This window comes from Enteractinococcus helveticum, from assembly GCF_020742345.1.
Lineage (GTDB): Bacteria > Actinomycetota > Actinomycetes > Actinomycetales > Micrococcaceae > Yaniella > Yaniella helvetica_A.
On record NZ_DYXC01000073.1, the window covers coordinates 35,167 to 49,641 of the forward strand.

The 14,475-nt window shown below is 53.4% G+C and carries 12 protein-coding genes and 1 tRNA gene; 8 read left to right on the forward strand and 5 right to left on the reverse strand.

Annotated features, from left to right (window positions below; all coding sequences use genetic code 11):
- Positions 1-7: 7 nt before the first annotated feature.
- Positions 8-1,351, reverse strand: coding sequence for a M20/M25/M40 family metallo-hydrolase (locus K8V32_RS07190; protein WP_303905070.1), 1,344 nt, complete (start codon positions 1,349-1,351; stop codon positions 8-10).
- A gap of 109 nt (positions 1,352-1,460) precedes the next feature.
- Here K8V32_RS07190 and K8V32_RS07195 point away from each other — a divergent pair.
- A tRNA-Leu gene (locus K8V32_RS07195) sits at positions 1,461-1,546 on the forward strand.
- Between the two features lie 75 nt (positions 1,547-1,621).
- On the forward strand, positions 1,622-2,845 hold the full coding sequence (locus K8V32_RS07200) for a glycosyltransferase (protein ID WP_303905073.1): 1,224 nt from the start codon (positions 1,622-1,624) through the stop codon (positions 2,843-2,845).
- Positions 2,846-2,909: 64 nt separating this feature from the next.
- On the opposite strand, the gene K8V32_RS07205 is transcribed toward K8V32_RS07200, so the two are convergent.
- Genes K8V32_RS07205 through K8V32_RS07215 form a run of 3 tightly spaced genes read right to left on the reverse strand, consistent with a single transcriptional unit; the run spans position 2,910 to position 6,551 of the window.
- The gene (locus K8V32_RS07205; RefSeq protein WP_303905076.1) at positions 2,910-3,809 is read right to left on the reverse strand and encodes a MaoC/PaaZ C-terminal domain-containing protein; all 900 of its coding nucleotides are present in this window, start codon (positions 3,807-3,809) and stop codon (positions 2,910-2,912) included.
- 17 nt (positions 3,810-3,826) lie between these two features.
- Positions 3,827-5,191 (reverse strand): 3-oxoacyl-ACP reductase, encoded by a 1,365-nt coding sequence (locus K8V32_RS07210; RefSeq protein WP_303905079.1) that lies wholly within the window; start codon positions 5,189-5,191, stop codon positions 3,827-3,829.
- A 40-nt stretch (positions 5,192-5,231) separates the two neighbouring features.
- Positions 5,232-6,551, reverse strand: a complete 1,320-nt coding sequence (locus tag K8V32_RS07215; protein ID WP_303905081.1) for an acetyl-CoA C-acetyltransferase — start codon at positions 6,549-6,551, stop codon at positions 5,232-5,234.
- An 85-nt stretch (positions 6,552-6,636) separates the two neighbouring features.
- On the opposite strand from K8V32_RS07215, the gene K8V32_RS07220 reads away from it, so the two are divergent.
- From K8V32_RS07220 to pepN, 3 genes are all read left to right on the forward strand, one after another.
- A complete protein-coding gene (locus tag K8V32_RS07220) occupies positions 6,637-7,290 on the forward strand; it encodes a TetR/AcrR family transcriptional regulator (RefSeq protein WP_303905104.1) in 654 nt (217 codons plus the stop codon).
- Positions 7,290-9,323 (forward strand): acyl-CoA dehydrogenase family protein, encoded by a 2,034-nt coding sequence (locus K8V32_RS07225; RefSeq protein WP_303905084.1) that lies wholly within the window; start codon positions 7,290-7,292, stop codon positions 9,321-9,323. The genes K8V32_RS07220 and K8V32_RS07225 overlap by 1 nt, the downstream gene beginning before the upstream one ends.
- A 156-nt stretch (positions 9,324-9,479) precedes the next feature.
- Positions 9,480-12,113: an aminopeptidase N gene (gene pepN, locus K8V32_RS07230; protein WP_303905087.1), complete on the forward strand. Its 2,634-nt coding sequence runs from the start codon at positions 9,480-9,482 to the stop codon at positions 12,111-12,113.
- 55 nt (positions 12,114-12,168) lie between these two features.
- Here pepN and lplB read toward each other — a convergent pair whose 3' ends face one another.
- On the reverse strand, positions 12,169-13,257 hold the full coding sequence (gene lplB, locus K8V32_RS07235; protein WP_303905090.1) for a lipoate-protein ligase small subunit: 1,089 nt from the start codon (positions 13,255-13,257) through the stop codon (positions 12,169-12,171).
- A 159-nt stretch (positions 13,258-13,416) separates the two neighbouring features.
- Between lplB and K8V32_RS07240 the strand changes: the two genes are divergently transcribed.
- The 3 genes from K8V32_RS07240 to K8V32_RS07250 are packed head-to-tail and all read left to right on the forward strand — an operon-like array spanning position 13,417 to position 14,463.
- Complete coding sequence (locus tag K8V32_RS07240) at positions 13,417-13,968, forward strand: hypothetical protein (RefSeq protein ID WP_303905093.1); 552 nt, start codon at positions 13,417-13,419, stop codon at positions 13,966-13,968.
- Positions 13,949-14,230: a hypothetical protein gene (locus K8V32_RS07245; RefSeq protein ID WP_303905096.1), complete on the forward strand. Its 282-nt coding sequence runs from the start codon at positions 13,949-13,951 to the stop codon at positions 14,228-14,230. The genes K8V32_RS07240 and K8V32_RS07245 overlap by 20 nt, the downstream gene beginning before the upstream one ends.
- A gap of 5 nt (positions 14,231-14,235) precedes the next feature.
- Positions 14,236-14,463 carry a hypothetical protein gene (locus tag K8V32_RS07250; RefSeq protein WP_303905098.1) on the forward strand — a complete coding sequence of 76 codons (228 nt, stop codon included), beginning with the start codon at positions 14,236-14,238 and terminating at the stop codon, positions 14,461-14,463.
- Positions 14,464-14,475: the final 12 nt, after the last annotated feature.

Here is a 14,475-nt window from a genome sequence, read left to right on the forward strand (position 1 = left end):
TGTCCTCTTATGCGCTGTAGCTTTGTGGTTGCAAGATCCGAAGTAGTGCGCGAACTCCGAAATCTAATGAGTCGATTGGCATGCGTTCATCAATACCGTGGAAGAGTTCCGGGAATGCCAGGTCCTCTGGTAATTGCAATGGGATAAACCCGTATCCGGCAATCCCTAGTCGCGATAGTGCATTATTGTCAGTCCCGCCGGACATCATGAACGGTAGGACCACAGCATCCGGATCTTCCTGAGCAATAGCGGCAATCATGGCATCAACAAGCGGCCCGGAATATGGTGCCTCGATGGCCTGACGTGCATGTTCATATTCAACCTGCACCGCTTCACCGGCGAGGTCACGAATCGTAGCGATCAGCTGGTCATCTTGGCCGGGTAGTGGTCGAGCATCAACGGTTGCTTCTGCTTTTCCGGGGATAACATTGTGTTTATAGCCGGAACTTAGGCCGGTGGGGTTGGATGAGTTACTCAACGTCGATCCGACAAACGCAATCGCCGAACCAATGGCCTGCAGCTGCGGGTCGGGGTTGGACTCGTCAAAGGTCACGCCCATCAGTCGCGAGACATCTTCCATGAGCTGCCTGGTGGTGGCGGTGTAATGCAGCGGCCATGTGTGATGACCGATAGCCGCGATCGCGTTTGCCATCTTCGTCACCGCATTATCCGCGTGCCGGGCAGAACCGTGACCGGGGGCACCGGTGGCTGTGAGATTTAGCCACGCAATACCTTTTTCGGCGGTTTGGAGAAAATAGGCGCGCTTGCCAGCCACCGTGGCACTGAAACCACCCACTTCTGAGATCGCTTCGGTTGCGCCGTCAAAAAGTTCAGGACGGTGGGTTACTAGCCAATCCGAGCCGTAGACTCCACCGGCTTCTTCATCTGCGAAAAACGCCAGAATAATGTCGCGCTGGGGCCGCTGGCCAGTGGCATGAAGATGCTCAAGAGCCGTGAGCATGATGGCGTCCATCCCTTTCATGTCTGCTGCGCCACGGCCATAGATGACGTCGTCGATCACCTCGGCGGAAAACGGATCAACAGACCATTCGTTAGCATCAGCAGGCACCACATCAATATGTCCGTGCAAGACCAGAGCCGGAGCCTCAGCATCCCAGCCACGCATCCGGCCAACCACGGACGCACGGCCTGGTTCAGACTCGATAATCTCTGGGTTCATCCCCATGGCTTCCATCAAGGCTGCGCAATATGCCGCCGCCTCCGGTTCGCCTCGTGAATTATTCCCACCGTAATTTGTGGTGTCGATTTGAATGAGATCGCGAGTGATTTTACTGACTCGATCGCGGAAAATACCAGGCGAAATAGCACTAGCGTCAAAAAGTTGAACCATACTGTCACTTTAGCGAACCCGATAAGGCACGACCATGGTACACGCCCGGCAAAAAAGTGTGTTATGCTTATCGCTGTTGCCTTCTCCTTCGCCGGAGAATTCACCACCAGCGCGGGTGGCGGAATTGGTAGACGCGCAGCGTTGAGGTCGCTGTGAGCTTTATCGCTCGTGGGGGTTCAAGTCCCCCTCCGCGCACGGTTTTACACGAGGATCGGGATTTAGGCTTTTGCTGGTCCCGATCCTTTCGTTTAACCACTACTATCGTCTCTTGTGGGAGTAGCTGAGCGCATCGTGGACGAATCCCTAACCGTCGTCATGATCTCCATGCACACCTCCCCCTTGGCACAACCAGGGCGAGGTGATGCTGGCGGGTTGAATGTGTATGTGCGTAACCTCACTAACGCTTTGATCCGTGCTGGTCACCAAGTGTTGTGTTTTACTCGAAAAACCTCGGTCACAGACACAACGATACTTTTGGATGAGAACACCCAGTCCAAAGTGATACCGATCGTCGCAGGGCGACTGTTGTTACCTAAAGAGGCACTGGTTGAACTGACCACGCAATTTGCTGAGACGATGATGCCGGTGATTCACGAACACGCCCTACATCGGTTAGTTGCACATTCTCATTACTGGCTCTCGGGACTTGTAGCCCTACAGGTGGCTGAAAACCTCGGATGTCCCGTGGTCCACACAATGCATACCCTAGGTGCAGCCAAAAATGCGTCGGCTCCCGGGACAGAGCCGTCATACCGTTTGGAACGAGAAGCCTACATCAGCGCCAAAGTCAGCGCCCTAATTGCCAATACGGCTGTAGAAAAGCAAGAACTCATCAAACATACCGGTGTGGAAGCTGAAAAGATCGCCGTCGTGCATCCCGGCGTCGACCACGACATCTTCGAACCTTATGGGCCTAGACATTGGCCAGGTCAGCACACCTCTGAGGCACCACACGTCCTTTTTGCCGGTCGATTGCAGCAGTTTAAAGGTCCACACGTACTGATCGATGCGCTGGCCGATTTAAAGAAACGTGGCTTTCAGTCGCTACCGGTGATACATTTCACCGGTGCAACCTCTGGAAGCGCAACTTATGATATTCGCTCTCGTTCGCACCTGCTTGGGGTCGCCAGACAGTGTTCGTTTTCTGACCCGGTAACTCCCGAAACATTAGCCAGTATGATGCGTGCAGCCGACGTCGTCGCCATGCCGTCGGTGGCGGAGACATTCGGTTTGGTTGCGTTGGAGGCTCAAGCCTGTGGAACTCCGGTGATCGCACACCGTGCTGGCGGGCTTACCACCGCGGTGGCGGACGGCGTCACCGGTCAGCTCATTGATTCTCTTGAACCACGCGACTGGGCTGATGCGCTGGCCTCAGTGGTCGAAGAACCAGCCAAATGGCAGCAGTTTGGTGCTGCGGGGGTTGAACGCGCGGCGAGTTTTTCGTGGTCTGCAATGGCCGATCGTATGGCAGATATCTATTTGCAGGCACTGTGATGCTCTTAACTATCTCCACCGGCCTCCACGTTTGTGTGGCGACTGGTTCAGGACAGCGTGGAGCTTAGAACTGGCGGATCTCGGCTAGGAAGTGTAGCTTTTCGTGTTTAGCATTCCAAGCGGTGGTGAGTAGCCGATCACCTTCTTGGCGATAGTTGACTGCGACTTTTGACGGCAGACGCATAGGAGAAGCAAACTCGATGGCCCAGGTATACGGGGCTAACGTCTCACGGCCGGCCAGCATCTTGCCTGCGGCGTACATGCCATGGGCGATCGCACTGGGCATACCCAGAGCTTTAGCGGTCAACTTCGATAAGTGGATTGGATTCCAATCGCCTGAAATCGCACCATAACGTCGGCCAATATCTCGGGGCAGCTCCCACTGGGCGGTCATCACAGGCGCCTGGAATGGCTCACGCACTGGTCGTTCGGGTTTTTCGGCTCCAGGTATGACCACCGACTTCGACAAATAGAGAGCCATGGACTGCCAGAGTAATTTATCGGTGGTCGCATCAAGCACTTGGACCCAAATCTCAACGGTTGTGCCAGCATAATGTGGTCGCATACTTTGTGCCCAAGTTGAGATACGTACCGGTTGGTCGATTGGCACATCAGACATATGCCAGACCTTGTGTTGCAGGTGCACCATGCCAAGTAACGGCAACGGGAAGCGCCGTTCTGCCATCATCGCGGTCGATAAGCCAAAAGCCGTGATGTGTACGGTTACTGAGGGAGCCGAGTTTTGGCCGACGACACCGGAAGAACCCAGCAGCGCATTATATTCATCAACGAGCCGCCGCGAGATAACATCGGTGGTTTCCCACCGGGTGCCGGGCAGACTCGATGCTACCGACTGCTTGGCACGCAGTAAACCAGTCGCCACTTTGCCATACGAAGATGTCAGTGATGGAATTTCACTGAGTCGAACGACCCGCAGGTTTTCGGGCTGCGGAGTGGTATCCATGATATTAAGCTCAACCATTATTTCCCTACCATTGATTGTCCACAGACTCTCAGGGTTGTGCCATTGATTCCAGCTGCAGCATCAGCATGGAATAATGCGATCGCTTCGGCCACATCGACAGGCCGGCCACCTTGTTGTAGTGAGTTCATCCGTCGAGCAACTTCTCGAGTCGCAGTCGGCATCGCATCGGTCATCGCGGTTTCGATAAACCCTGGAGCTACGGCGTTAATGGAGCCACCAGTTTGTGCTAGCTGACCTGCAAATGCCTGGGTCATGCCGATAATGCCAGCCTTAGCGGCTGCGTAATTTGTCTGTCCACGGTTTCCGGCGATCCCTGATGTTGAGGCCAAGGACGTAATCCGGAAATTCTCAGCAACCACGCCTTGGCCGAGCTCGACTAAGAGCTGTTCATTGATACGTAGCGGAGCGGTGATGTTTACCGCGATGAGCGAATCCCAACGCGCGGCATCCATATTTGCCAAAAGTTTGTCGCGAGTGATTCCGGCGTTATGGACGATGCCATCGAGTCTGCCGAAGCGCTGGCTGGCAAGGCGTATAAGTTCAGCGCCAGCATTTTCGTTTGTGATATCTAGCTGGAGTGCTATGCCCCCGATTCGGTTCATCACCGTGGTGAGCGCTTCACCTGCCGCAGGCATGTCCACGCCTATGACCGTGGCGCCATCGCGGGCCAGCGTTTCACTGATGGCCTCGCCGATCCCACGGGCTGCTCCGGTGACGATGATAACTTTGTCAGCCAGCGGGCAATCCCAGTCTGCTGGTAGTGAGCCTGCCGCAGATGAGATGGTTATGAACTGTCCGGCCACATACGCAGAACGGCCAGATAACAAAAACCGTAGAGCTGCCTGGACGGCTGGGGCGGCCAAGGTGACCTCTTGGCCTAAGATAATGCCGTTAGCGGTGGCTCCGAAGCGCATTTCTTTAGCCAAGGAACGTGTGAAGCCTTCAACACCATGTCGTGCGGCTACGATGTTGGCCTCGGTGGCGACGGAAGGGTCTTGGGGATCTCGGAAAACGGTAATAACCCTACCGTTGGGTTCCAACCCACGAAGCGCCATGCTGACCTGTAAGACTCGCTCGGAGAGATCACGTGGATGCGCCGTGTCGTCAAACCCCACAATGATGGCGGAGAATTTTTGTTTCAAGCCGGGATCTCTGCGCACGTCATAGTTTTCAGCCCAGAGTTGCTCGGCAATGGCGTCTCCGGCTTCGGTGTCTCCGATGACGAGAATCGGACCGGATACTAATCGGTCGCCGGGAGTATGACGACGTAACGGGACAGGTCGTGGCAGTCCGATAGTCTTTGCTACCTGTTTACCAAAGGGCCGATTGACGAACCGGGTGTAGTTATCAGTTGGTGACATGAGATTTGAATGTCCTTTCAGCAAGTACCAGATTCGTGGTTTAGCGTCCGCGCATTAGCGCAACAGCACCTTGGCCTCCGGCCGCACACACCGAAATCAGTCCCAGTGAACCTTCCCCTTTTTCGTGCAGCATCTTGGCCAGAGAGGCAACGATTCGAGGGCCGGTGGCAGCAAATGGGTGGCCGGCAGCTAGGGAGGAGCCTTTGAGATTCAGCTTGGATTGATCAATCTGTCCTAGCGCCCTGTCTCGTCCCAGGACATTCTTGTTGTAGTCTTCATCAGCTAGTGCCTTAATAGTCGACAAGACCGTTCCGGCAAATGCTTCGTGAATTTCAAAGAAATCGATATCATCGAGGCTTAGCCCATGCCGATCCAGAATCCGTGGAATCGCATAAGTCGGGGCCATGAGAAGTCCCTCTTTGCCATGGACAAAATCCACTGCGGCGACTTCGTAATCTAAGAATTCTGCCAAGATTGGCAGGTTGTGCTCTTCGGCCCAGTCTTCCGAGGACAGCAGGGCAGCAGCTGCACCATCGGTCATGGGAGTAGAGTTTCCGGCCGTCATGGTGGCTTCTTCACCAAATTGCTTTCCAAAGGCAATGCGAAGTTTGGCAAGAGACTCCATAGTTGATCCGGGGCGCATATTATTATCACGATCAAGACCTCGGAAAGGCGTCATGAGATCGTTGAAGAAACCGTCATCGTATGCGGCTGCCATATTGTTATGGGAATGCATAGCCAGTTCGTCTTGTTCTTCGCGGGTTATGCCCCATGCGTGGGTCGTAAGCGCCTGATGCTCCCCCATCGACAGTCCAGTTCGTACTTCGCCTGCCTGCGGTGCTAGCGGAGCGAAGTGCTTCGGACGAAGTTTCAGCGCGATTTTAATTTTGTCTTGCGCCGTGCGTGCACGGTTAAGCTGCATGAACAACTCGCGGGCCTCCGCGTTGAAAGCCAGCGGCGCATCAGAAATCGTATCCACCCCTCCCCCAATGCCAGACTCGATTTGGCCAAGACGTATCTTATTGGCGACACCGCCAACGGTTTCAATACCAGTTGCGCACGCGGTTTGGACGTCATGGGCCGGGGTATGCCCATCTAAAGAAGTCCCTAAAACGGATTCACGAGTGAGGTTGAAGTCCGCCGAATGCTTCATCACTGCACCGGCAACAACTTCGCCGAGTGCTTCTCCTTGAAGACCGAAACGTGCCACGAGCCCTTCAAGTACAGAGGTCAGCATGTCCTGATTGGAGGCACCAGCATAGGCTCCATGAGCGCGAGCGAATGGGATGCGGTTACCGCCGAGAACGACTGCTGGACGCAGCGGACCGCCGGCGATTGCGGCTGTGGATGTAGAAGTCATGCAAATTCTCTTTCCCAATGATTGTGATTACAGGTTGGTGTGTTTACGGACACCCACCTTACCTGATACTCTCGGTATCGTGAAGATGTCTGCAACACCAATACCGGACGGGCGCAATACACGCTGGGAAGCGCACCGTCGTCAACGTCGAAATGATCTGATCAGGTCCGCACGTGCTGCTGTTCACATTATTGGACCTGATGTGTCAATGGAAGAAATCGCCACCCATGCTGGCACCTCAAAGTCGGTGTTCTACCGGTATTTCAACGATAAACAAGGACTCCAGCAGGCCGTAGCTCAGGCCTCAATTGATTTTATGGAGGCCGAACTGAAAAAGGCCGGGAAATCTGCGCCAAGCGCTCGCGATGGTCTCTACACTATGGTGCTGGTTTACCTGCAGTTGGCCGACTCATCGCCCAACGTATATAACTTTTCCACGGCAATACCAACCGGAATGAATATCTTCCGCCAAAACATGGCGAGGTTCCTGCAACGAGCAGTTGAAAACGTCTTCCCACATTATAAGAGCGTGACACCAGATGTCGACAGCAAAAACCTGGCCTACTACTGGGCTGTTGCTGCAGTCGGGTTCGTGCGTGCGGCCGGCGAGGAATGGATAGCTGACCCGGAGGATCCTCATCGCCTCAGCGCAGCGGAACTGGCCCGCAGTATCGCTACCTGGTTGGTCGCAGGACTGGATTCTCACAGCATCACCAAAAACCACTCTCAGGAGGACTAGTGCCGTTAAAACAAAAAGATATACGAATCGATCAAGACGAACTCCAGGAACTCCTGTTGGGCCAGTGGGCCGATGATCGTCGTCAGATGCGAAAAATGATGGAAGAACCCGTTTTTCATCATCAAATAAACTTGACCAAGGAAGAACACCGTGAACTAACACTGAACCAGCTGAAAGAACTGGCTGCACGCAAGATCATTGGCAAGGCATATCCCAAGGAGTTCGGCGGACAAGAAAATCCCGGAGGAAATGTCGCCGGCTTCGCCGAAATGTTCCACGCCCACCCCTCCATGCAGATCAAAGGTGGCGTGCAGTGGGGGCTGTTTGGGTCGGCTATCTTAACTTTAGGCAACGCGGAGCAGCATAAAAAATGGTTGCCCGGAGTACTGAGCCTTGAGCTACCAGGGGTCTATGCTATGACAGAAATCGGACATGGCTCGGATGTTGGCAACATTGACACCACAGCGACATACATTCCTGAAGACGATGCATTTGAAATTCATACCCCGTTTAAAGCAGCCTGGAAAGAATTTTTAGGCAACGCCGCGTTGCATGGCAAAGCTGCTGTGGTGTTTGCACAACTGATTACCAAAAATGTGAATTATGGTGTGCACGCATTTTTCGTACCATTGCGTGACGATGACGGCAACTTTCTACCCGGGGTTGGAGGTGAAGATGACGGATACAAAGGCGGACTCAATGGGATCGATAATGGTCGACTACATTTCACACACGTAAAAATCCCCCGCACGAATCTTCTCAATAAGCTAGGCAATGTTGATGAACATGGGGAGTATACGACGTCGATTCCTTCATCGGGCCGCCGGTTCTTCACCATGCTGGGGGCGCTTGTCCAAGGACGTGTCTCCCTTGCAACCACTGCTGCTAACGCCTCGGCATTAGCTCTGACAGGGGCCATAACTTACGGCAACCAGCGTCGACAGTTTAATGCGGCCTCCGATATCGAAGAACAAGTCCTACTGGATTACGGCTTACACCAGCGTCGACTGATCGATCGTTTAGCACGCACCTACGCCGATATCTTTACCACCAATGAATTACTGGTGAAATTCCATGAAGTGTTCTCTGGTGAAGACGATACCGATGAGAACCGTCAGGAACTTGAAACACTGGCAGCCGGGATCAAAGCTGTCACGACCTGGAATGCACTGGATGTTTATCAGGAAGCCCGTGAAGCTACCGGCGGGGCAGGATATATTGCCTCCAAAAACCGATTCAACGCGCTGCGAGATGATCTCGATATTTACACCACGTTTGAAGGCGATAACAACGTGTTATTGCAACTTGTCGGACGCCGACTGCTAGGAGATTATTCTAAAGAATTTTCCACCCCGTCGTTTAAAGTCCTTACGAAATACGTCGCCGAGCGCGCTGAATCCAGCCTGTATGGGCGCTCCGGACTACGCCGTGTGGTCCAGCAAGTATCTGATGTGGGCTCTGAGCGTCGTTCCGCTGCTTGGCTCAAAGACACCGAGGTACAACGTAGTCTTTTCACCGACCGAGTCCGCACTCAAATCGCAGAGGTCGCCGAAGTGTTGCGTCCGGTGGCCAAAGCCTCCCAAAGTGAACAAGCCCGGGTGTTCAATGAAAACCAGTACGATCTGATCAAAGCGGCCAAATCCTATGCACAGCTGCTGCAATGGGAATCATTCACTGCGGTCCTGGAGACGATCGAAGACCGAGAAACCAAAAAGATCATGACCTGGATGCGTGATTTATTCGCCTTGTCAACGATTGAACAGGATCTTGGGTGGTTCATCGAATACGGGCAGATATCACAACAGCGAGCCAAAACGCTTCGTCAATACACCAACCGGTTAGCTGCCCGTTTACGTCCGCACGCTCAAGACCTCGTTGACTCTTTTGGATATAACCAACATCATTTGCGGATGGATATTACCTCAGGTTCAGAACAGGAACGCCAAGAAGAAGCCGCCGAATATTACCGACGCTTACGTGCCTCCGGTGAAGCACCCATCCCCGAAAAAGTGTACCGTGCTCGACACAGCTAAGCATCAAAAACCATAGCAACTGCTCAGCGTGCTGTTGATACTCTGGAGTATCAACAGCACGCTGAAATCTTGTGCCAACACTTTTCGTGCCATCTACTCACCCGCCAGGGTGTTGTAGATTCCCACCGCGACCTCACCGATGATTGAATAAGGATTATGTCTACTACCCCACTGCTGGATGATGAACGACTTACGCGCGATGAGGCCTCGGCCCGTGCAGAGCACATCACGATCAGCGACTATGAGATTGAACTTGACCTCTCGAACGCTATGGCCCTGGATGAACCGACCTATCCGGTAACAACCACGCTCCGGTTTACGTCCGCCAGACCCGGGGAGGATACGTTCCTGAACTACCTGGGCGACTCCGTGGAATCAGTGGTGATCAATGGGATATCTCACCAGGTTGCTCAGGTTGCCGGAACAGCGCGCATAGCAATTCCAAATGTTGCTGAGGAAAATGAAGTCGTTATCCGCTCTCACAGTCGCTATTCACATTCTGGTGAGGGACTCCACCGTTTCGTGGACCCGGTGGATGGTCAGGTATATATCTATTCTCAATTTGAGCCGGCAGACGCACGCCGAGTCTATCCAAATATGGAACAACCCGACCTCAAAGCCGTATTTCACGTCACACTGATCGGTCCTGACACGTGGACGCTAGCGTCCAATGGTCACGAAATCGGACGAGAGTCCGTTAGCACCGGTATCGACCGAGTGCAGTTTGCGCCGACACAACCCATGTCCACTTATCTCACCACCTTTCTGGCTGGACCCTACGCGCGATTCGAAAGCCACTGGGATAATTTCGACGGCGTTGAACCTGTTCCGCTGCGTATTTTTGCTCGCCAGTCCTTAGCTGAGCATGTGGACGCTGACGAGCTCTTTAGACTGACGCAATTAGGCCTGACCTGGTTCCACGAACAGTTTCAATATCCTTACCCCTGGGGTAAGTACGATCAAGCCTTCGTTCCTGAATACAACCTCGGGGCGATGGAAAACCCGGGCTTGGTGACATTCAATGAGTCCTACATCTTCACGTCCCAGGCAACCGTGTCTCAACACATGGCCAGAGCGACAACGTTGATGCATGAAATGTCACACATGTGGTTTGGCAACCTTGCCACCATGAAATGGTGGGACGATCTGTGGCTCAAAGAATCCTTTGCCGATTTCTTTGGTACTAAAGCAGTCGCTGAGGCCACCGATATTCCCGGGGCGTGGCAGTCATTTGCTCATCAGCGTAAAGCCTGGGCCTATGTGCAAGACTCCTACCCCACCACACACCCAATCGTAGCCGACATCATCGATCTTGAGGCAGCTCGCCAAAACTTCGACGGCATTACCTATGCCAAGGGTGCAGCCGTCATTAAACAGCTCTTTCATTATGTGGGAGAAGCCGCATTTCTGAAAGCTTGTCGAACATATTTTGAACGTTTTGCGTTCTCAACCGCACAGCTTAACGATTTTTTGACCATTCTTGAACAAGCATCTCATCGAAACTTGCAACAGTGGGCACCCGACTGGTTACAGACCTCGGGCCCGGCAACATTGTCAGCAACCGTGGCAGATGACGGCGTCGTCACGATTCATCAAGATGCGATTGACCCACAAACGGGTAACGCCGTTCTGCGGCCACACACCTTTTACATCGCGGCCTTAACCCTCAACGACGCCGATCAGCTCGTGGTCACCGATCAAGCCGAGGTGGAACTTCCTGCTGGGTCTGCTTCCGTCGTCGCTGACCGGTTCTTCGTAGATAATTCAGCACCGCGCGTTGTATTAGTCAACCACCATGATTACACGTATGCCCAAGTTGAGCTGGATCAGGCGTCGCTTGAAGCCGTGACGAAATATCCGATCATCAACCCGGATTCGACGGCGGTCGCCACCGTCTGGTCCAGTCTGTGGACTATGGTGCGACACGCAAGCTTGCCTGCTGCAGATTTCATTGGTGCTGTTGCACGGCTGAGTCAGACTATCGATGACGTTTCCATGCATGCCCGTGTGCTTGCCCAAGCAGTGACAGCGCTCAAAGAATTTGCGCCAGCCTCACGGCGTAGGCAGCTAACCAAACAGCTTAGTACAGCATTACTTGATGCGTTGATAGAACTTGAACCAGGCTCAGACCGACAACGATCAGCAGCACGGGCATTGACCCAGTTAGGCATCGGCACGGAGTCACTCGCACCAGAACTGACCTTCTTGTTGGCAAGCGATGAGACCTCTGAAATGTCTCCGGGGCTTCGCATTGATGATGAGATGCGATGGCTCCTGCTAGGTAGCTTGGCCTCGGTCGGTCGTATTAATAAGATCCGTTTGGACGACGAGCTCGCCGCGTCACCGACAGCCACCAACGAGCTCTATCACCGAACGGCTGTGGCGGCAATGCCCGATCAAGTGCAGCGCGAAAAGCTCTGGCATCAAGTCGTGACAGGGCAAGAACCTGATGGAGCCATGCTGTCGAATGCGCAACTTACCGCCACAGCGCAGGGACTGAATTCCTCGGCACCGGGATTTGTAGCCGGCCAACTGACCCCACTTCTTGAACGGCTCCTTGACATTTGGCAGTCCCGATCCAATAATCTAGCGTCCAGAACGATCAACGGATTATTTCCGTTGCGTCATCAACCGGTCAAAGGCGGCCCGGCGGCACAACACAATCACCCGGCGTTGGTACATATTGACGCCTGGTTGGCGCAACATCAGGACGCTCCGGCATCGTTGCGCCGAATCGTTATCGAACGTCGTGCTGACATTGCACTACGCCTAATAGCTCAATCCAAGTAATTCTGAGAACGTGATGGGGTGGGATACTGCAATATTGCCAGATCCCACCTCGCCGTTATGGAACGCGGTGAATCCATTCGCGGGTTTTGAACTTCTGCTCTGCTAACGCCTCTGCACGAGCTAGTTCATCGGCAGTGACTTCACGCGTTGCGGCATCATAGCGCTTTTGGAAGGTATCGATCATGATGTCCCAGATATCTTCCCGGCTTAAACCAGTGTGACGCCGTAGTGGATCAACCCTGGATTGAGCTGAAGTAATACCTTTGTCGGAAACTTTCTCACGACCAATACGTAAAACCTCGGTCATTTTCTGTGCGTCAATGTCGTACGACATCGTCACATGGTGCAGCATCGTGCCAGACGCCAAGCGTTTCTGGGCTGCTCCCCCGATCTTACCTTCAGGAGTCGAAATATCATTGAGCGGTTCGTAAAAAGCTTGCACATTCATACGCTGGAGTGCTTCCATAACCCACGCATCGAGAAATGGGTAAGAGTCTGAGAAACTCATCCCATCAACAAGTGAGGTCGGAGTATAGAGCGAATATGTGACGGCGTTGTCGGCTTCCATAAACATCGCTCCGCCACCGGAGATTCGACGAGCAACTTTAATGCCGTACTTCTCAACGGCCTCTGCATCGACTTCGTTGCGATAACTCTGAAACGATCCGATGACCACGGACGGATCGGACAGCGGCCAACGCCAGAGACGCATGGCAGGATTTGTGCGACCTGCCCCGACGTCTTCGGTCAAGATTTGATCGAGCGCTACTTGAGTATAGATAGGGATTTCCATGGGCAGGAGAATTTCCCATTCGTGATCTTCCCAGCGGGTTGCGAAACCAGTTGCGCGGCGCACAGCCGTTGCCACCGCGTGGGCGTCAAAACCGAACATTACAACTGAATCATCAACTGCGTGGTCGATGGCCTTGGCGATGGTGCTGTGACTCGAATCGAAGCTCAAGCCGATCAGCGCTTGGTTAATATCATTAAGTGCCTCGTCGGGCTCTAGGAAAAAATCACCATTAATATTTGCTCGAGTGATCTTTCCACCGGTTACATCGAGATCGGCGATGACTAACTTGCCACCTGGAACCTTGAACTCACCATGGAGTTGTTTACCATCAACAGTGTTTTGAGCGGTCATGGTTCTACCTTACTCGTAAGACCAACTCGTCGGTGGAGGCGCTTCACACAACTGGCAGAATGTCGTCGTCAGGGAAACCTGGCCAAAACACAGCCAAAGGATGTCGTCGGACTCACGTTGAGAGCACGAGAACTGTTTGTTCCGGCTAGGCTAGTTACTATGGGAAAATCACAGCCAGCTGTGCCAACTGGGTGGCATAAATTCGCAATTTCCGGCGGATGGATCGGAACCTTTCTTCTTGCCGCCTGGATTCTCGTTCCTCGACTCATGATCGGTACAACGGTACCCATTGCCTGGGTTGTCACCGTCAGCTTGCCCTTGGTGCTCATGGCAATTGGAGGTGTGACGCTAGGTGTTCCTGCATTACGTGACATGATTCCAACGAAACGGTCAGTCGCTTGGCTCTGGTTCGCATTCTTTTGGGCGTTTATTGTGGGACTGTTCCTACCCGATAGCACGATCTTTTCAGCCGGCAGTCCTGACCACGCCACTGCCCTGGTTGCAGTCTTATTTGGGCCAGGTTGGGAAGGTGCGGGCTCAGCGATTGCGAACCCCGCAGCCATTTTGATGACAATCTCCGGCATCATCGGTGCAGTATTTTCTCTCTTGGATTCCAGAGCAGGTGGGCCCATCCGAACCGAAGATGAAGATGCGTTCCAAGGCCAGGGGTACTTCACGATTTTAGGAGAAGATGAGTATTACCAGCAGTAATACGAATGAATTTGGACCAGAGACTTCGCCGATAGGCAAAATTCGCAAAGCAGCGCTCTCTTTTGGTCCACATGCTGGTGCTCACCGGGTCGCATTACGAGCAGCCTTCTCGATTGCCGTGCCGCTGCTCATCCTGTTCTGGCTGGACCGGATGGACCTTTCCATTTATGCGTCCTTTGGCTCGATAACCTCCCTCTACGGTCGATTCCATTACTATGGTGATCGACTCCGAATGCAACTGGGCGCCGGCTGGTCTTCATAAGTGTGATGCTCATTGGCACCCTGCTGGCGCTATTCGACGCGCAGATCATCGTACGAATCATGGTGGTTGCCCTCATCGCGACATTAGTCACGGGCATCGCCATCGGTTTTCGGTGGAACGGTTATCGCGTTTATCTCGGCACGCATGCGCACCGAACATATCGACGACGCGTAGATCTGGACTCTTCAACACAAACAAAACAGCGCCACACGTTATGTGCGGCGCTGTCGTAAAGCTTATTGAAA